The organism is Amycolatopsis sp. NPDC049159 (assembly GCF_040648295.1).
GTDB classification, from domain to species: Bacteria; Actinomycetota; Actinomycetes; order Mycobacteriales; family Pseudonocardiaceae; genus Amycolatopsis; species Amycolatopsis pretoriensis_A.
This window is the reverse complement of sequence record NZ_JBEZDL010000010.1, coordinates 267,322-284,702: the sequence shown is the minus strand read 5'-3', so window position 1 is coordinate 284,702 and position 17,381 is coordinate 267,322. Positions and strand designations below refer to the sequence as shown.

16 protein-coding genes and 1 tRNA gene are annotated in these 17,381 nt (G+C 70.8%); 9 read left to right on the top strand and 8 right to left on the bottom strand.

The genetic code is table 11. The features are described from left to right. Positions 1 to 21 precede the first annotated feature (21 nt). Positions 22 to 2,223: a P-loop NTPase fold protein gene (locus AB0B33_RS20640; RefSeq protein ID WP_360774028.1), complete on the top strand. Its 2,202-nt coding sequence runs from the start codon at positions 22 to 24 to the stop codon at positions 2,221 to 2,223. A gap of 61 nt (positions 2,224 to 2,284) precedes the next feature. Next, entirely contained in the window at positions 2,285 to 3,496 is a 1,212-nt protein-coding gene (locus AB0B33_RS20635) for a chitinase (RefSeq protein ID WP_360774025.1), read from the top strand. 10 nt (positions 3,497 to 3,506) lie between these two features. Here AB0B33_RS20635 and AB0B33_RS20630 read toward each other — a convergent pair whose 3' ends face one another. Beyond that, a complete protein-coding gene (locus AB0B33_RS20630) occupies positions 3,507 to 4,598 on the bottom strand; it encodes a dihydrofolate reductase family protein (protein ID WP_360774022.1) in 1,092 nt (363 codons plus the stop codon). Between the two features lie 86 nt (positions 4,599 to 4,684). Between AB0B33_RS20630 and AB0B33_RS20625 the strand changes: the two genes are divergently transcribed. Beyond that, positions 4,685 to 4,933, top strand: coding sequence for a hypothetical protein (locus AB0B33_RS20625; RefSeq protein ID WP_247019873.1), 249 nt, complete (start codon positions 4,685 to 4,687; stop codon positions 4,931 to 4,933). Here the strand turns inward: AB0B33_RS20625 and AB0B33_RS20620 are convergent. From AB0B33_RS20620 to AB0B33_RS20610, 3 genes are read right to left on the bottom strand one after another with little or no spacing between them, the layout of a single operon-like run. After that, positions 4,902 to 5,297, bottom strand: a complete 396-nt coding sequence (locus tag AB0B33_RS20620; protein WP_360774019.1) for a hypothetical protein — start codon at positions 5,295 to 5,297, stop codon at positions 4,902 to 4,904. The genes AB0B33_RS20625 and AB0B33_RS20620 overlap by 32 nt on opposite strands. 2 nt (positions 5,298 to 5,299) lie before the next feature. After that, positions 5,300 to 6,532, bottom strand: coding sequence for an aldehyde dehydrogenase family protein (locus AB0B33_RS20615; protein ID WP_360774016.1), 1,233 nt, complete (start codon positions 6,530 to 6,532; stop codon positions 5,300 to 5,302). 55 nt (positions 6,533 to 6,587) lie between these two features. After that, positions 6,588 to 7,370, bottom strand: a complete 783-nt coding sequence (locus tag AB0B33_RS20610) for a M50 family metallopeptidase (protein WP_360774012.1) — start codon at positions 7,368 to 7,370, stop codon at positions 6,588 to 6,590. A gap of 121 nt (positions 7,371 to 7,491) precedes the next feature. Here AB0B33_RS20610 and AB0B33_RS20605 point away from each other — a divergent pair, with 121 nt between their 5' ends. Next, a complete protein-coding gene (locus AB0B33_RS20605) occupies positions 7,492 to 7,998 on the top strand; it encodes a hypothetical protein (RefSeq protein WP_360774009.1) in 507 nt (168 codons plus the stop codon). A gap of 607 nt (positions 7,999 to 8,605) precedes the next feature. Here AB0B33_RS20605 and AB0B33_RS20600 read toward each other — a convergent pair. Continuing rightward, positions 8,606 to 9,508 (bottom strand): DNA-3-methyladenine glycosylase 2 family protein, encoded by a 903-nt coding sequence (locus tag AB0B33_RS20600; RefSeq protein WP_360774006.1) that lies wholly within the window; start codon positions 9,506 to 9,508, stop codon positions 8,606 to 8,608. Positions 9,509 to 9,656: 148 nt separating this feature from the next. Between AB0B33_RS20600 and AB0B33_RS20595 the strand changes: the two genes are divergently transcribed. The 3 genes from AB0B33_RS20595 to AB0B33_RS20585 all read left to right on the top strand — a co-directional run bounded on the left by AB0B33_RS20595 (position 9,657) and on the right by AB0B33_RS20585 (position 12,906). Next, the gene (locus tag AB0B33_RS20595; RefSeq protein ID WP_360774003.1) at positions 9,657 to 10,415 is read left to right on the top strand and encodes a methyltransferase domain-containing protein; all 759 of its coding nucleotides are present in this window, start codon (positions 9,657 to 9,659) and stop codon (positions 10,413 to 10,415) included. Between the two features lie 39 nt (positions 10,416 to 10,454). Then, positions 10,455 to 11,777, top strand: a complete 1,323-nt coding sequence (locus tag AB0B33_RS20590) for a M20 family metallopeptidase (RefSeq protein WP_360774000.1) — start codon at positions 10,455 to 10,457, stop codon at positions 11,775 to 11,777. 91 nt (positions 11,778 to 11,868) lie between these two features. Next, on the top strand, positions 11,869 to 12,906 hold the full coding sequence (locus AB0B33_RS20585; RefSeq protein WP_360773997.1) for a trypsin-like peptidase domain-containing protein: 1,038 nt from the start codon (positions 11,869 to 11,871) through the stop codon (positions 12,904 to 12,906). A 113-nt stretch (positions 12,907 to 13,019) separates the two neighbouring features. Here AB0B33_RS20585 and AB0B33_RS20580 read toward each other — a convergent pair whose 3' ends face one another. Then, entirely contained in the window at positions 13,020 to 13,397 is a 378-nt protein-coding gene (locus AB0B33_RS20580) for a DUF3224 domain-containing protein (RefSeq protein WP_360773994.1), read from the bottom strand. 67 nt (positions 13,398 to 13,464) lie between these two features. Next, on the bottom strand, positions 13,465 to 15,036 hold the full coding sequence (locus AB0B33_RS20575; protein WP_360773991.1) for a helicase HerA-like domain-containing protein: 1,572 nt from the start codon (positions 15,034 to 15,036) through the stop codon (positions 13,465 to 13,467). 102 nt (positions 15,037 to 15,138) lie between these two features. Between AB0B33_RS20575 and orn the strand changes: the two genes are divergently transcribed. Together orn and AB0B33_RS20565 are read left to right on the top strand one after the other, a co-directional pair. After that, positions 15,139 to 15,747 (top strand): oligoribonuclease, encoded by a 609-nt coding sequence (orn, locus tag AB0B33_RS20570; RefSeq protein ID WP_247019850.1) that lies wholly within the window; start codon positions 15,139 to 15,141, stop codon positions 15,745 to 15,747. Positions 15,748 to 15,823: 76 nt separating this feature from the next. Then, positions 15,824 to 15,899 (top strand) — tRNA-His (locus tag AB0B33_RS20565). Between the two features lie 120 nt (positions 15,900 to 16,019). Here AB0B33_RS20565 and AB0B33_RS20560 read toward each other — a convergent pair. Next, positions 16,020 to 17,285, bottom strand: coding sequence for a glycosyltransferase 87 family protein (locus AB0B33_RS20560; RefSeq protein WP_360773987.1), 1,266 nt, complete (start codon positions 17,283 to 17,285; stop codon positions 16,020 to 16,022). Positions 17,286 to 17,381 lie beyond the last annotated feature (96 nt).

The following is a 17,381-nucleotide window of genomic DNA, read 5'->3' as shown; positions in this document are numbered from 1 at the left end:
GGTTCGAGCGACTACTCCGACATGCTCGAGGTCGAGTCCCCCGCCACGATCGAGGACATCGCGAACGAGGTGTTCGAGCGGCAGGAGTTCAAGCACTACCAGGCCCACCAGGCCGTCATCGTCGAGCGCCTCCTCGCCGAGCACGCCGGATCGATCGCCGTCGCGACTTCGATCGACCGGACCGCTTACGAGGAGGCGCGCCGGCGGGCCGACGAGGCCCTCACCACGCGCACCCGGCGCTCGGTCGCCCGGCTGCTCCTGCTCGGGCTGCTGACGCTCCTGGCTGCCGGGTCCGTCGCGCTCATCACCCAGGTGCCGAAGCCGGAGCTGCTCAAGCTCCTTTCCCTCGACACCGAGCACAGCTGGATCGGCCGCAAGTTCGGCATCGTGGAAGCGGGTGGCTACCTCGTCCTCACCCTCTGCGTGGTCACCTGGTCGGGGTGGTTGCTGCGACGACGGACAGCCGTGGCCGCGCTCAAGCGACCGGCCGCGACAGCAGCCAGCACCTTCGCCCGTTCACTGGCCGCGGCCGTGCAGGAGGCTGTCGCCACGTCGATCAACGACGAGCTCGGTCCCCAGGGCATCATCGCGTTCCCCACCCACGCGCCGAGGCTCGTCGAACTGGACGTCACCCAGGTCCGCCGGTCGGCGACCGCGGCCTACGTGAAGGAGTTCATCCTCGAGCACGAGTCGTCGGCGATCGGCCTCGCCGGCACCCGCGGCTCGGGGAAGTCGACGGTCATGCGGGCGCTGCAGAGCGATCCGGTGATGGCCGGGCCGGTGGTCGTCGTGCCGTCGCCGGTGCGCTACGACGCCGGGGACTTCATCCGGCTGCTGCTGGCCGAGATCGCCGGAGCCATCATCAGCCGGCAGCCGGACCGGCTGACCGACTGGCTGTACCGGTTCGCGGACCGCCTGACCTTCCGACGACTGGTGGCCGTCGCCTTTTCCGTGTCCTTGGTCGCTCTTGTCCTCAGCCTGGACGTTTTCCGCGGCTTCGCGTTCGGCCTCAGCGCCTTCCTCGTGGTCCTCTTCGCGGGCCAGATCCTCAAGGTCGTCAAGCGGCTCGACACCGCCACGCGGAAACCCCACGTGAAACGAGCCGTGGAACTGCTCCGCGACCTGCGCTGGGAAACCGAACGGGCGACCACCGGCAAGATCGTGCTGAAGTTCCAGTCGTTCTGGGAGTCGAGCAGGGAAAACGGCGTCAAGCTGAAGAGCCGTTCCCTCGGCCGGGCCGAGCTCGTCGGCGCGCTGCGGGACCTGCTGCAGACCTTCGCGGCCTTCAGTGAGAGCGAGCGCATGATCGTCTGCATCGACGAGCTCGACAAGATCGGCGAGTCGGCCGACCTGGTCGAGATCGTCAACGAGCTGAAGGATCTCTTTCACATCCAGAAAGTCCACTTCGTGGTCACCGTGTCCACGGATGCCCTCGACTCCTTCGAACGCCGGGGGCTCGCCGGGCGGGACGCGTTCGACTCGGCGTTCGACACGGTGATTCACACCCGGCGGCTGACGCTGGACGAGTCGCTCGACGTCATCCGGGCGCGGGCCACCGGGTTCCCGCCGATCGTCGCGATGCTTTGCCACGCCTGGTCCGGCGGGCTGGCCAGGGATCTGTTGCGCAGCGCGAGAGCGGCCGTCGAGCTGCAGCGACGCACCCCGCTGACGCCGTTGAGCATCGACACGATCACCGCCGCACTGGTGTTCGACGATCTCACCGGCGCGATCAGCGCGTCGATGCGCAGCCTCGACCCCGGCGACGACCAGATCGACACGCTCTGGGCGTTGCAGCAGGCCCTCGACACCGCTCGCGATGGCGACCTCGACCGGGCACTCCGAGCCGTGGCGGCGTTCGACGGGCTCCAGGCCCCGGTGCTCAAAGCGCTTCACTCGAAGGCGAAAGTCGGGCTGTCCCTGCTCCGGCTGGCCCAGGTCGCCCGGTCGCTGCCGCACTACTGGGTGGACGACGGCTCGGCCCTGCAGGGGGTCCGCAAGGCCGCCGGCGAACACGCGAACGCCATCGCGGCGCTGAACGAGCCTGCCCCGGTGCACGAATCCGCGGTCCGGAAGGCCATCCGGGACTTCGATCCGCTCGTGCTCGCCGCGCAGGCTTCGCCGGACGGACGCGAGGAGAAACCGACGGCGGCTGGGCGGACCGGATCCGCTCCCGGAAAACCGACTATCCGACAGGTTTCGCCCAGAACTCCGCCGTCGGCTTGACTTCGTCAATGGTCTAGTCCAATGATCTGTCCACCCTCGATCCCCACCGGGAGGACAGCTCATGCGCAAGAGCAGACTGGCCGCCGTCGGGCTCGCCGCCGCCACTTTCGCCGCCACCGCCGTCAGCCTTGTGCTCGGCGCTCCGGCGGCCACCGCGGCGTTGAGCAACAACTGGTACGCCGCGGCGCCGTACCTGATGCCCCAGAGCAACAACCCGCCCGATCCCGTCACCGTGATGAACGCGACCGGGCTCAAGGCGTTCCAGCTCGCGTTCATCCTGGCGCCCAACGGCGGCGGCTGCAGTCCCACCTGGGACGGCACCGACCCGATTTCCAGCGACACCACCGTCGCCGCGGCGATCTCGAAGATCCGCGGGGCGGGCGGGGACATCTCCGTCTCCGTCGGCGGGTACGGCGGCACGAAGCTCGGCCAGACCTGCGGCACGGTCGCCGCGACCGCGGCCGCCTACCAGCAGGTCGTCACGAAGTACTCGCTCAAGGCCATCGACTTCGACCTCGAAGAGCCCGAGTACGAAAACACCGCGGCCATCGCGAACGAGCTCGGCGCGGCGAAGACGTTGCAGGCCAACAACCCCGGCCTCTTCGTGTCGGTGACCATGCCGGGCACCGCGGCCGGCACCGGCTGGTTCGGCACCCAGCTGCTCGACCAGGCGAAGTCGATCGGGTTCACGCCCAACAACTTCTCGATCATGCCGTTCGACGGCGGCTTCAACGGCGGCTCGTCGCAGATGTCGGCGCTGGAGGCCCTGCACGGCCTGCTGATGTCGCACATGGGCTGGGACAGCGCGACCGCCTACTCGCACGAGGGTTTCTCGGGCATGAACGGCAAATCGGACGCGTCCGAGATGTTCTACACCGCGGACTTCCAGACGGTGTACGACTACGCGACCAGCCACGGCCTCGGCCGCTTCACGTTCTGGTCGGTCAACCGCGACCGCGCCTGCGTCGGCACGACCGACAACGGCGTCTGCAGCAACGTCCCGCAGAACGACTGGGACTTCACGAAGTTCAGCGTCCGGTTCGCGGGTGCGACGCCGCCGCAGACGACGCCGACCCCGCCGACCACCACGACCCCGACCACCCCGGGCGGCGGCTCGTGCACCGCGGCCGAGTGGGACCGGACGAAGGTCTACGTCAAGGACAACGTCGTTTCGCACAACAGCCACAAGTGGACCGCCAAGTGGTGGACGCAGGGCGAGGAGCCCGGCACCACCGGCGAATGGGGTGTCTGGCAGGACAACGGCGCCTGCTGATCGCCGCGCGTCAGAAGTCGAGGTGGGTGTTCTCGCGCTGGACCTCCGGGGTCAGCGCGGGCACCTCGACGACGTGCCGCCCGGCCTGCCGCAGCAGTTCGGTGCCCCGGGCGTCGACGAACACCGGCGGCTCGCGCCACGCGAACACGACGCGCGGGATCCCGGCGTCGAGGATCAGCTGCGTGCAGCTGCGCGGGTGCGAGCTCCGGTGGCTGCACGGCTCCAGTGAGCTGTACATGGTCGCCCCGGCCAGGCGCGGGTCGCCGGCGCACTTGGCGAGGGCGGCTTCTTCGGCGTGGTTCGCCGGGCCGCCCTCGCCGGAGTGCCCGGTGGCGACGACCTCGCCACCGGCGTCGGTGATCACGGCGCCGACGCGGAAGGTGTGGCTGGGCGGGCACTCGGCGGCGAGCGCGATCGCTTCCTTGAGCCGCCGGACGTCCGGTCCGCTCGGCTCGGCCGCGGCGCGGTACTCGAGGATCGCCATCCCCTGCAGTTCCCGCACGCCGGCCAGGGTGAGCGGCCGCGGGTAGAGCCCGGGCCCGACGAACCGCGGCGCACCCGGCTGCCCCACGAAGAACGGCGCGATCGCGAGCCGCAGCTCGTCGGCCAGGCCTTCGGTGAGGAAGCGGGTGTGGATGCCGCCGCCCCCTTCGACCAGCAGCTTCCCGATGCCGCGCTGCCCGAGGTCGTCGAGGACGCGGCCGAAGTCGGGCGGGTTTCCGGCGTCCACGACGGTGGCGACGCGCTTCAGCTCGCCGGCCGCCCCCGGTGGTGCGTAGACGATCTTTTCGGTGTCCCCCACGGTGAAGAACTGCGCCTCCGGGTCCAGCCCGCGCGTGGTCACGGTGACTTTGAGGGGCTGCTCGGGCTTCCCCTGCTCGACCCGCTGCCGCCGCAGTTCGGGCGACCGGACGAGCAGCCGCGGGTTGTCGGCCCGCACGGTTCCGGCGCCGACGAAGATCGCGTCCGCCTCGGCCCGCAACCGGTCCACGACGGCGAAATCGTCCTCAGTGGACAGCACGAGCCGCTCGGGCGAAGTGTCGTCGAGGTAGCCGTCGAGCGACTGCGCGGCGGACAGCAGAACGTGCGGCCGGGAGATCACCCGGACCAGTATGCCGTAACGCCTTCGGGGATCCGGGCGTCCTACGACGTATCCCCCGTCGAGCCCATCCCCCGGAGCTGCGAAGTATGACCACGCGAGGCTGGTACAAGGAACGGACGCTCACCACGGTCGACACGGTCGGCCGGGAGGTGTCGGTGACCACCGGGCTCACCCGCGACCCCGAAGGCCGCCTGGTCGCCGCGATCGCGATCAGTGACGGCCCGACCGCCATCTACCGCCACGCCGCCGACCAGGAAGCTCGGACGGAACTCCTGACCAACGTGACCGAGACGGTCGACGAGCTCAGGAAGCTGGCTCACGTCCCGCCGCGTTAGGGTCCGCGGCCCGGAACCGGCGGCGCAGCTCCTGCCCCGCCGGTGAATCCGGGTCGAACCCTTCGAGCGTGGTCTGAGCGCCGCCCGCGAAGCCGAGCGCGTTGTGGCAGCGGAAGCAGAAGGCGATCTCGAAGAGGACGCCTTCCGCACCGTGCACCCTGAGCGCGTACACCGGGTGGTAGCACCGCATCATCCCGGCGTCCGGGAGCTCGGAGACGAGCCTGACGAGCGCCTCCGCGTCCGCACCCGTCACCGACTCGAGGACGGGACCGGGAACGCTGGTCCACTGTTCCCATTCACGGTCACCCGCCACGCGGATCAGGTCCGCGCGCCGGACGTCCGGCGGGTCGATCGGCAGAAGCACCGTCAGGCCGGCAGGACGGCGTACTGGCGGACGTAGAGGTCCGTGTACGTCACCGGGCCGCGGGGACCGGGCACCTTGTCCAGGTTGATGCCGGTTTCCGGGACCGCGAGCAGCTTGAACCCGTCGAGGAGCCGGGTCGGCGCGTTCCAGAAGACGCCCGTGCCGGTGTAGCCGTCGAAGAACGCGTCGGCGGCCGACTCGTCCTCGGTGGCGATGCCCGCCGCGAGGCCCGAGGTCTGCTCGTTGGCGATCCCGACGGCGTCGGCGAGCGCGCCGACCTTGGCCACCGTGACGGTCGCCTCCCGGTCGGAGTCCAGCGCCCACTCGTAGCCGATGGCGTGCTCGTGCGGGGCCAGCGACGGCGTGACGCCCCGCTCGGCCAGCGCGTCCGAGATCGCCGGCCACACCTCGTCGTGGATGTCCTCGTGGATCAGCAGCAGGTTCAGCCGGTTGCACACCCCGAGCCGGTCGAGGCTGTTGTAGACCAGGTCACGCGCCTTGGTGACGTCCGCGCCGCGGTCGACGTACAGCACGCCGCCGCCGTCCGCGTGGGCCAGCGTGCCCACACCGTGGATCGCCGCCTCGGTGGCCAGGGCGCGGGTGCTGTCGCCGCTGCCGCGCAGGATCACCAGCGGCACCAGGTTCGGCAGCCGGACCAGCGCGGACGCCGCCTCCCGCTCCACCCGCGGCACCAGCTGCACGCAGTCGGCGTCGATCCCCGCCTCGGTCAGCGCGGGCGCGATGACGACCTCGCGCAGCCGCTGCGCCGAGCCGAGCGCGGCCGAGCCGGTGCGCAGCACGCCGCCGTTGCGCGACTTCACCAGCTGCGACGCCACGTCGACGGTCACGTTCGGCCGCGCCTCGTAGTTCGCGCCGATGACGCCGACCGGCCGCCGCCGTTCGACCAGCCGCAGCCCGCCGTCCAGCGTGGACACCTCGACCGAGCGCTCCTGGTGCGGCGCGCCGGCGAGCAGCCGCAGCTGCTCCGCCATGCCGGTGAGGCGCTCGGGGGTGATGGTGAGCCGGTCGAGCAGACCGGCGCTCATCCCCTCGGCCTTCGCGCGTTCGACGTCGGCCCGGTTCGCCTCGAGGATTTCCTCGCGGTGCGCGAGCAGCCGCTCGGCCATCCCGGTCAGCGCGGCGTCGACGGCCTCGGCGGAAGCGGCGGCGAGCGACGGCGCGGCCAGCTTCGCCGCCCGTGCGCACTCCTCCACGGCCTTGGCGACCTCGTCCATCGTTCGTCTCCCTCCGCGCGGACCAGCGAGAGACCAGTTTGCCGCATGGGCTCGCTCAGGTGGCCAGGGGCTCCAGGAGCCAAAGCCCGCCGGCGATCAGGCAGCTGACCGTCGCCACGGCGAAGACCAGCACCCACAGCACCGGCGGCACCGCGGTGAGCCGGCCCAGCTGGTCGGCGTCGGAGTCCCGCGCCTGGCCGCGACGGCGTTTCGTCTGCAGCTCGATCACCGGCCGCACGCCGCCGAACAGCAGGAACCAGGTCACCAGGTAGCTGAACGGCGCCTGCACCTCGACCGGCGCGACGAACGCGACCAGCGCGAGCACCGCGGCACTGGCGACGACGGTGAACACCCCGTAGGCGTTGCGCACCATCACCAGGACCCCGAGCAGCAGCAGCGCGATCAGCACGAGGACCGTGCCGACCAGGTCGTTGCCCAGCAGGCTGGCGAACAGCAGCCCCAGCACCGACGGCGCCAGGTACCCGGCCATCGCGGTGAACGCCATGCCCGGCCCCTCGGGCTTGCCGCGCGAGACGGTGACGCCCGAGGTGTCCGAGTGCAGCTTGATGCCCTGCAGCCGCCGCCCGACCAGCACCGCGGCCAGGGCGTGCCCGGCCTCGTGCACGATCGTCACGACGTTGCGCGCCCGCCGCCACGGCGAGCCGCCGACGAGGACGACCAGCAACGCCACACCGCCGGCCACCAGGGTGATCACCGCGGGCGTCTGGGCCTGCTCGAGCAGCGAGCCGGCCGACGAGGTGTCGGCGGCGGCCGTCCGGAGGGCTGACAGGGCGTCACCGGCCGGGCTGCCGAGCGCGAGAGGAACTGGCGAACTCACCCGGACACCTCACCACAGGCGACATCTGGCTACGGTGAGTCCCCGCCGATGGCGGTTTCGCGGGCTCCGGTAGTGGGTTCGTGGTGGTCTCCTTTCCGTCGATGATGGGTGGCGTCGAGCGATGGACCGGTTCGAGACGAAGAGCTTCGCCCTGATGCCCGGTCAGCGGGTCGAGGCCAGGGTCGTCAGCCACCACCCGTGGGGCGTGCTCGTCGAGATCGCTGGACACGAGGACGACGGCCTGTCGGCCTCGATCGACATGATCGAGCTGTTCGCTTCGCGCACGAGCAGCCACGAGGAACTGCTCGCCCTCTTCCCGCCCGTCGGTTCGCGGGTCGAGGCGGTGGTCCAGCGGATCAGCCGGTGGCACCCGCCGGTGTCGGTGCGCCTCAGCATCCGCGCCGCCGACCTCGAGGCGTTGACCTGGCCGTGCGACTTCTGCGGCGAACGGACCACGCTGAGCCCCGGCGGTGACGCGCTCGTCCTCGACTCACGCAGCAACAACGGCCCGGGCAGTCACACCCTCGTCGTCCACCGGCAGTGCCTGGCCACGCGGATACACCCGCACAACTCCGGCGAGCGAGCACGGGCGCTCAAGATCGGTGAGGCTGAGGCTCCTTTCGTGTGAGGGTGGGCTCGCACCTGCGGACAAACTGCGGGCCGCGGCAGCCGCGGCGCGGGGACAGCACGCCGGGGGAACCGCTCGGCCGGAAACGGCCCCGCGGTGCGCGGGCAGGCGCGCCGGCACCGGCTCGTGCCGGCACCGCTGCGCTCGGGAACGGGCGCGGACGCCACCGCCGGAACCGCACACCGCCCGGGCTTGGGGACGAACCGCGGGCCGCGGCAGCCGCGGCGCGGGGACAGCACGCCGGGGGAACCGCTCGGCCGGAAACGCCCCGCAGCGCGCGGGCTGGTGCGCCAGCCGCCACCGGCACACCGGCACTGGCTGCGCTCGGGAACGGGCTCGGGCGCCACCGCCGGAACCGCACGCCGCCCTGGGCCCGTCCGAGAACCGCCCGGGCCTGGGGATGAACCGCGGGCCGCGGCAGCCGCGGCGCGGGAACAGCACGCCGGGGGAACCGCTTGGCCGGAAACGCCCCGCAGCGCGCCAGCCGCCGCGACTGGCACGCACCGGCACCGGCTGCGCTCCGGCAAGGCGCGGTGAGCCACCGCCGGAACCGCACACCGCCCGGGCCCGCACGAGAACCATCCGGGCCCGCTCCCGGCGGATCACGTCATCGGGACTCCCTCAACCGGGCCTCGCCCTCGACGCGGAACAAGAACGACACCCAGCTCCGGAACGGGGCCCACGCCTCCGCGATGTCGGCCAGCTCCGGCACGCCCGCCTCCGGCAGGTGGTAGGCGGCGCGCATGATCTCGTGGAGGCGGCCCTCGTCGCGGGGGAAGATGTCCGGGTGGCCCGCGCCGCGGATCAGGATCAGCTCCGCGCTGAAGCGGCCGATTCCGGGGAGCAGCCGCAGCTGGTCCAGGGCTTCGTCCGGGGGCATCGCGCGCAACGTCGCCGCGTCCAGCGCTCCGGCGGCCGCCGCCTCGGCGATGCCGCGCAGGCGCTGCACCTTCTGGCCCGACAGGCCCGGCATGAACTCCAGCTTCGCCAGGACCGCCGGGGGCGGGAACGACGCCAGCCGGCAGCCGCCGACGTCGACCTCCGTGCCGTGGCGTTCCTCCAGGCGGCGGCGCAGCCGGACCGCCTGGGTCATCCAGACGCGGTGGCTGAGCACCGCCCAGCACGCCGCCTCGTACGGCGAGGCGAACAACACCGGGCGCAGGCCCGGGTGCAACTCTCGCAGCAGGGACACCACGGGGTCGCGGGCGCCGGCTTCCGCGAACGCCGTGCCGTCGACGTCCAGCGAGCACATCCGCCGCACCTGGGCCAGGACCGCCGCCGCGTGCTCGGGCGGGCCGTGGACCTCCACCGCCACCTCGCCGGGCGATCTCTGGCGCAGCACCGCTCCCACCGGCGCCCACACCCCCTCGAGCGGGAATGCCACACGCAGCGCACCCGCCTCCGCCGCCGGCTGCCCGGCCGGGGCGAACCCGGTCAAGAAACGGGCCGCCGCGGCGAGGTCGAACTCGCCCTGCACCGTGATCTCGCTGTCCAGCATCGAAGTCGTCATCTGTCCTCCTCGGATCGGGAACCTCGCCTGCGACGCTAGGAAGGACCACCGACAATTCCGGGCTCGAACGCCTGAGCCCGCGCATTGTTCACTCGATCGAGTGCCCGAGATTTGACATACTCCCGGTATTCGAACGACAGGAGGGGCCATGCCGGCCAGCCGAACCACCGCCCTCGAGCGGCTGAACGCCCTGCTCGAGACGCCGGCGCAGACCACCGGCGGCTACCTCGACCTGCTGGGCACCGCGGACCAGGCCGGTCCCCCGACCGGCCTCACCCAGCGGCTGATGCGCACGACCCTGCTCCCGCAGGTCTACGAGCGGTACTGGCGCCCCACCCTCGGCCGCGCGCTCAAAGGCCCGTTCGGGCCGAGCATGGCCGGCGAGGTCCGCCTCGCCACGAAGCTCCTCGCCCTCGAACCCGGGCAGACGGCGCTCGACGTCGCCTGCGGCACCGGCCGCTTCACGCGCGCGTTCGGCGCGGCCGTCGCCCCGGGCGGGCTCGCGATCGGGCTCGACGGCGCCCGCACGATGCTCACCAAAGCCGTCGCCGAGGACAACCCCGGCACCGTGGCCTACTTGCGCGCCGACGCGGTGCGGGTCCCACTGAAAGGGTCCACTGTGGACGGCGTCTGCTGCTTCGCCGCCCTCCACATGTTCGCCGAACCGGAAGCCGCACTGGACTCCTTCGCGCGCGTGCTGAAGCCCGGCGGCCGGATCGTCCTGCTGACCAGCGCCCGCCGCGGCTGGCAGCCCGCGCGTCTGATCGACTCGGCCGGCGGGATCGTGAGCGGGCAGAAGATGTTCGACCGCGGCGAAATCGCGGCAAGCCTGCGCGCCCGCGGCTTCTCCGGGATCACCGAACGGTACGCGGGCGTCACGCAGATCGTGGCGGGCCGGCTGGGCTGAGCGCCGCGGATTGTCGGACCCGGCGGTTAGCATCGCCCCATGACCCACGCCGAACCCGTCCCGCCCGACGACAGCTACCTGCGTTCCCTGGTCGAGGCGACCGCCGACGCCGTCGCGGCCGCCGAACCGCTGTCCTCGCCGCACACCGGCGCGGACGAGGCGACGCGGGCCGAAGTGACGGCCGCGGTCGAGCACGGTTCACCCGATCTGGTGGCGTTGAGCCAAGATCTGCACGCGCACCCGGAGGAGGGGTTCGCCGAGCGCCGTTCGGTGCAGGCGCTGGCCGACCTCCTGAAGCGCCACGGCCACGACGCCACCATCGGCGTCGGCGGGCTCGAAACCGCACTGCGCGTCAGCACGCCCGAGCGGGACGGCCCGCACATCGCCGTCCTCGCCGAGTACGACGCGCTGCCCGGGCTCGGCCACGCCTGCGGCCACAACGTCATCTGCACGACCGCCGCGGGCGGGTTCCTCGGCGCCGCCACCGTCGCCGAGCGGCTCGGCGGCCGGGTCAGCCTGATCGGCACGCCCGCCGAGGAAGGCGGGGGCGGCAAGGAAATCCTGGCCCGCGCGGGCGTGTTCGACGACGTCGACGCGGTGATCATGCTGCACCCGTTCAGCCACGACATCGCGCTGCACCCGTTCCTCGGCCGCCGTCAGCTGGAGATGGTCTTCCACGGCATCGGCGCGCACGCGTCCGCGCAACCCTTCATGGGCCGCAACGCGCTCGACGCCGCGGTCGCCGCCTACCAGGGCGTTTCCGCGCTGCGGCAGCAACTCCCGCAGAGCGACCGCGTCCACGGCGTCTTCACCGACGGCGGCGCCCGGCCGAACGTCATCCCGGCGCGGGCCGCGCTGCTGTTCTACCTGCGCTCCCAGAACCCCGAGACCCTGCGCGACCTCGCCGCGCGCATGAAGTCGATCGCGGAGGGCGCGGCGGCGATGACCGGCTGCGGTGTCGAGCTCACGTGGGACGCGCAGGCCGCCTACCTCCCGATCCGGTTCAACACCGCGCTCGCCGGCCGCTGGACGGCCAACCAGCTGGGCACCGGCCGCAAGCCGCTGCCACCGGGCATCGTGCCGGAGTCGCTCACGGGATCCACCGACCTCGGCAACCTGTCGTTCCGCATGCCCGCGCTGCACCCGATGCTCGCGGTCTCGGGCCCGACGGTCGCCTTGCACACCAAGGAGTTCGCGGCCGCGGCCGGTTCGGAGACGGGCGACGCGGGCGTCCGCGACGGCGCTCTGGGCCTGGCCCTGACCGCGGCGGACTACCTGGGCGACGCCGAACTGCGGAAGGCGGTGCACGACGAGTTCGAAGCGGCGGGAGGAGCACTGGACGTGCCGTCGTTCTTCGACTGAGAACCGCCTGAGTTTTCTCAGCTGATTCTTCTCAGCAAAGCCTGAGGTATTTCCACAGGCTGTTCACAAGCACGGGCGCGAACCTAGGGCCATGACCGAGAACGAGAGTCGGCCCGGCCCCGCCTCACCCGGTGGGCACCAGCCGCACCAGAGCACCCCGCAGTACGGGCCGTACGCGCAGCAGCAGTACGGCTACCAGCACCAGGCCGCGCCGAACCCTCTGTTCACCCCGCAGCCGCCGCTCCAGCAGCCGGGCCAGGCACCCACGGCGCTGAAGACCAAGCCGCGCAGGGGAGGCCGCGTGGCGCTGATCGTCAGCGCGACCGCCCTCGGCGCCGCGCTGGTCGGCGGCGTCGGCGGGGCCGCGATCGTCGGGCTCACCACGAACTCGGCGGACGGCACCACGACGTCGGTGAGCGCGCCGGCCGCGAGCGGGCAGCCGGTCTCGAACTCGACGACCGGCGACGTCAGCGGTGTCGCGGCGAAGGTGACGCCGAGCGTCGTCCAGATCAACGTGACCACCGACCAGGGCGAGGCCATCGGTTCCGGCGTCATCCTCACCGCGGACGGCCGGATCCTGACGAACGCGCACGTCGTCGACGGCGCCCGGAACGTCGTGATCACGACGTCCGACGGCAAGAAGTACCAGGCCAGCGTGGTCGGCGCGGACACCAAGGCGGACATCGCGGTGGTCCAGGCCCAGAACGCGAGCGGGTTGACGGCCGCGACCTTGGGCGACTCGAGCAAGCTGGTCGTCGGCCAGTCGGTGGTCGCGATCGGCTCGCCGGGCGGGCTGCAGAACACCGTCACCACCGGCATCGTCAGCGCACTGAACCGGAACCTGTCGGACATCGGCGAGGGCCAGCAGCAACAGCAATCGCCCTTCAGCCGCACCTCCAACCAGGCCGAGAGCTCGCCCAGCTACACCGCGATCCAGACCGACGCCTCGATCAACCAGGGCAACTCCGGCGGCGCGCTGGTCGACGCCCAGGGCAACGTCATCGGCATCAACTCGGCGCTCTACAGCCCGTCGGCCTCGGCCAACGGCTCGGCGGGCAGCGTCGGGATCGGCTTCGCCATCCCGATCAACGACGCCAAGAAGATCGTCGACCAGATCGTGAACAACTAGGACGCGGACGGGCCGTGGTCGGGGCGGTCCGTCCACCCGCTTCGGGGAGCGGGGAACCGCGAAGGCCGTTTCGAGAGTCAATCGGGGGCTCTCGAAACGGCCTTCGTGCTGGCTCAGAGTGCGTAGCTGAGGACCAGCGTGTGGTTCTGCTCGGCGTCCAGCTCGATGTTCGCCGTGCCGGAGATCCCGGCCAGCTCGCCGAAGCCCGAGCCGGCGAGGATCTTGAGCGTCAGGCCGCTGTCGTCGGCGGTGTGGTGGAGGACGAAACCGCCCTTGCGGCCGTCGACCGAGACGGCAAGTCGCTCGAAGGCGACGTACGCGCGCGAGGTGGCGTTGGACGCCGTCAACATCTCGACGGTGCTGGTCCCTTCGATCGCACCGGTGAACGTCTTGGCGATCGCCACCCGGGCGAACTCGGTGCCGCCTGCCTCGTCGGTCGCTTGCGGCTCCCACTTGTCGAGGACGAACGACGCGGTGGCGGTGCTGGTCATGGCTTTCCCCTGTCTCGATGGTGGCGCCAGCTTCGCAGCGATACCTGACAGGTCGCGTCAGGTTTTCTCACCGCCGCCGGTTGCCGAACAGCCCGCGCGTGATCTCCCGGCCCAGCGCGCTCGCCGCGGACCGCATGAACGACTTCACCGCCGGGTTCTTCATCGCCGACTCGATGAAGCCCGGATCGTCCTTCTCGGGCGCCGGAGCGGCCGGGGGCGGCGGAGCGTCCGGGGGCGGCGGAGCGTCCGGGGGCGGCGGAGCGTCCGGCGCCGCCTCGGGCGCGGGCGCGGCGACCTTCGCGGCCAGCTTCTCGTAGGCCGACTCCCGGTCGATCGTCTCGCCGTACTTCGCGTGCAGGTCGGACGACGCGACGGCCGCGGCGACGGCGTCCGCGCCGATCGAGCCCATCTTCGACCGCGGCGGCCGCAGCCGCGTCCACGCCACCGGCGTCGGCGCACCCCGCTCGGACAGCACCGTGACGATCGCTTCGCCGATGCCCAGCGACGTCAACGCCGTGTCGAGCTCGTAGAACTTCGTCTTCGGGTAGGTCTTGACCGTCTTGGCCAGCGCCGCCTGGTCGTCCGGCGTGAACGCCCGCAGCGCGTGCTGGATCCGGGCGCCCAGCTGCGAAAGCACGTTGTTCGGGATGTCCGTGGGCAGCTGCGTGCAGAAGAACACGCCGACGCCCTTCGACCGGATCAGCTTCACGGTCTGCTCGATGCGCTCGAGGAACGCCTTCGACGCGTCGTTGAAGAGCAGGTGTGCCTCGTCGAAGAAGAAGACGAGCTTCGGCTTGTCGAGGTCGCCTTCCTCCGGCAGCTCCTCGAAGAGCTCGGCCAGCAGCCACATCAGGAACGTCGAGAACAACGCCGGCTTCGACTGCAGGTTGTCCAGCTCCAGCAGCGTGACGACACCCTTGCCGTCGTTCTGCCGCATCAGGTCGTGGACGTCCAGCTCCGGCTCACCGAAGAAGTCCTCCCCGCCCTGGGCCTCGAGGTTGGACAGCGCGCGCAGGATCACCCCGGCCGTCGCCGCCGACACCCCGCCGATGCCCTTGAGGTCCGCCTTGCCCTCGTCACTGGTCAGGTGCGTGATCACCGACCGGAGGTCCTTCGTGTCCAGCAACGCCAGCCCGCGCTGGTCCGCCCAGTGGAAGATCAGCCCGAGCGTCGACTCCTGCGTCTCGTTCAGGCCCAGCACCTTCGACAGCAGCACCGGCCCGAAACTCGTGATCGTCGCCCGGATCGGCGAGCCCTTCCCGCCGGTGCCCAGCGAGAGGAACTGCACCGGGAACGCCGTCCCCGCCCAGTCGTCCCCCAGCTCCTGCGCACGCTTCGCGACCTTGTCGTTCGGCTCCCCGGCCGCGGCCAGCCCCGACAAGTCACCCTTCACGTCCGCGAGCACCACCGGCACCCCCGCCGCCGACAACTGCTCCGAGATCAGCTGCAACGTCTTCGTCTTGCCCGTCCCGGTCGCCCCCGCGACCAGCCCGTGCCGGTTCAGCGTCGCCAACGGCAGGCGCACCGCGGCCGCGGTGTCCGCCGCACCGTCGATCACCACCGCACCCAGCTCCAGCGCGGCGCCCTCACTCGCATAACCAGCGGCGATCTCGCTCGCCGGCGACCCCTGCTCCGTCACTCTCAGCTCCCCGATCGTGTGTCCTGCACCACACCGCGAGCGTAACGCGCCGTACGCGCAGGTAACGCCACTCCCATCCCCGTGTCGGGTTAGGGTCACCAGGTGACCGACCGCCTAGTCTGGATCGACTGCGAAATGACGGGGCTCGACCTCGGCAAGGAAGCGTTGATCGAAATCGCCGCCCTCGTCACCGACGCGGAGCTCAACGTGCTCGGCGACGGAGTCGACATCGTCATCCACGCCGACGAGGAAAAACTCGCCGGGATGCCCGACGTCGTCCGCGAGATGCACGCCCACTCCGGCCTCACCGAAGAGGTCCGCGCCTCCAGCGTCACCCTCGAAGAAGCCGAACGCCGCGTCCTCGACTACATCCGCGAGCACGTCCCCGAACCGGGCACCGCACCCCTCGCCGGCAACTCCATCGCCACCGACCGCGGCTTCATCGCCCGCGACATGCCCGACCTCGACGCCCACCTGCACTACCGCATGGTCGACGTCTCCTCGGTCAAGGAGCTCGTCCGCCGCTGGTACCCGCGCATCTACTACGCCAAGCCGGAGAAGGGCCTCGCCCACCGCGCCCTCGCCGACATCAAGGAATCCATCGGCGAACTCGACTACTACCGGCGCGTCGCCTTCGTCCCCCAGCCCGGCCCCACCAGCGACGAAGCCAAAGCCGCAGCCGCTGAAGTGCAAGAACAGCACCAAAGGTAACCCCCTGCGAACCCCGCGAGGGCACCCGCTACGATTACAGCCAACGAGGTGATCGCAAGCGGTTCCCTCGCTGATGGTGGGCGTAGCTCAGCTGGTAGAGCACCTGGTTGTGGTCCAGGAGGTCGCGGGTTCGAAACCCGTCGCTCACCCCATTGGCCCCAGGCTGGTCGGTTGCTTCGCAACCTTTCCTCAGCCTGGGGTTTCGCCTTTTTGTGGGGGTCGAACCCCCACGCCCCCGCCGGGGGCTTGCCCCCGGACCCCCGTCGTAGCGGTCAACTTTTGTGCGTTGGCGGGCTTAGCCAGGTGGGGCGTACTCCTGCTAGAAGCAGGAGGGCTAGGCCTAGGACTACGTAGAGGGCGTGGGCTGCTGCTTGGGCTGGTGGTGCGTAGTTCTCCGGGAGGACTACCAGGCCTACCAGGGGGATGTCTTTGCGGCCTGTTCCTACCTGCCAGGAAAAGAGGAGTAGGTAGGTTGCGGTGAGGGCTGCGGCTGGGTACCAGGTGCGGGCGTTGTGGGCGGCGGTTGCCGCCATTGCGAAGAAGGGGATGAACCAGACCCAGTAGTGGGTCCAGGTCCAGGGGGTCACCAGGACCATCAGGGCGCCGATCACGCTTACGGCCAGGAGTTCCTGGTTGTTGCGGTGGGCTCGGAGGGCTATCCAGAAGGCTGCTGCGGCCACCGCTGCTGCGATGGGGATCCAGATCGGGCCTGAGACGTCCGGGATGTCGAGGATTCGGGCCAGTGCGCCTCGGATCGACTGGTTTTCCGGGGCCGTTGCGTCGCTGTCGCCTGTGATGCGGGATGGGTCTGCGATGTTCGCAGCCCAGAACGCCGCTGAGTCCCTTGGGAGGGCTATGAAACCGGCCAGGACTGTTGCGGCGAACGTTGCCACCGAGACCGCTGCGGCTTTGAAGCGGCGTGTGAGCAGCAAGTAGACGACGAAGATCGCCGGTGTGAGCTTTATTGCTGCTGCCAGGCCCACTCCTGCTCCTGTCCACCAGCGGTTTCGGCCCGTCAGGTCGGCTAGGACCAGGAGGAGCAGGATCAGGTTCACCTGGCCGGCCGTGAAGTTCATCAGGACTGGTTGCAGGGGGAGGGCCAGTGCCGTGAGGGCTGCTGTTGCCGCGATGCGGCCGTTGTCCCGGGCGTAGCCGAGGCTTCCTAAGCAGATCCAGATGACTGCCAGCAGGGAGAACAGGTTGACCAGGAGGGCGAACAGCGGCAGCAGGAGTTTGGGGATCGCAGTCAGGGGGACGAAGAGGCCTGCCGCGAACGGGGTGTACTTGAACGTGCCGCCGATCGTCGGCAGGTGGGAGACGCCCTGCTCGTAGAGGGGTGTTCCCGCCCGGACCGCTTTGCCGGTGGCCACGTAGGAGCGGAAGTCTTCGAGGTAGACGCCGGCCGTTGTCCAGACTCCGGCCCAGACCGTGTAGCCCGCGAAGACCACGAGGAGTAGCGCTCCGGCCAGGATCGTCCACCAGGTGGGGGCGGGTAGTTTTCGCTCGACCGGTGAAACGGGTAACACGACCTTTGCCATCGGATCCCCCTCTGATGCGCGTCGGCAGTCTAGGCGGGGCAGGTGGCACACCCGGCGTTAGCCCGAACGTGGTAACCCTCACGACCAGGTGGCTCG

Excerpts from the sequence above, each read along its gene's own strand:
- AB0B33_RS20640 (WP_360774028.1), top strand. The coding sequence starts at position 22 with ATGCTCGAGGTCGAGTCCCCCGCCACGATCGAGGACATCGCGAACGAG.
- AB0B33_RS20635 (WP_360774025.1), top strand. The coding sequence starts at position 2,285 with ATGCGCAAGAGCAGACTGGCCGCCGTCGGGCTCGCCGCCGCCACTTTC.
- AB0B33_RS20625 (WP_247019873.1), top strand. The coding sequence starts at position 4,685 with ATGACCACGCGAGGCTGGTACAAGGAACGGACGCTCACCACGGTCGAC.
- AB0B33_RS20615 (WP_360774016.1), bottom strand. The coding sequence starts at position 6,532 with ATGGACGAGGTCGCCAAGGCCGTGGAGGAGTGCGCACGGGCGGCGAAG.
- AB0B33_RS20605 (WP_360774009.1), top strand. The coding sequence starts at position 7,492 with ATGGACCGGTTCGAGACGAAGAGCTTCGCCCTGATGCCCGGTCAGCGG.
- AB0B33_RS20600 (WP_360774006.1), bottom strand. The coding sequence starts at position 9,508 with ATGACGACTTCGATGCTGGACAGCGAGATCACGGTGCAGGGCGAGTTC.
- AB0B33_RS20595 (WP_360774003.1), top strand. The coding sequence starts at position 9,657 with ATGCCGGCCAGCCGAACCACCGCCCTCGAGCGGCTGAACGCCCTGCTC.
- AB0B33_RS20590 (WP_360774000.1), top strand. The coding sequence starts at position 10,455 with ATGACCCACGCCGAACCCGTCCCGCCCGACGACAGCTACCTGCGTTCC.
- AB0B33_RS20585 (WP_360773997.1), top strand. The coding sequence starts at position 11,869 with ATGACCGAGAACGAGAGTCGGCCCGGCCCCGCCTCACCCGGTGGGCAC.
- AB0B33_RS20580 (WP_360773994.1), bottom strand. The coding sequence starts at position 13,397 with ATGACCAGCACCGCCACCGCGTCGTTCGTCCTCGACAAGTGGGAGCCG.
- AB0B33_RS20560 (WP_360773987.1), bottom strand. The coding sequence starts at position 17,285 with ATGGCAAAGGTCGTGTTACCCGTTTCACCGGTCGAGCGAAAACTACCC.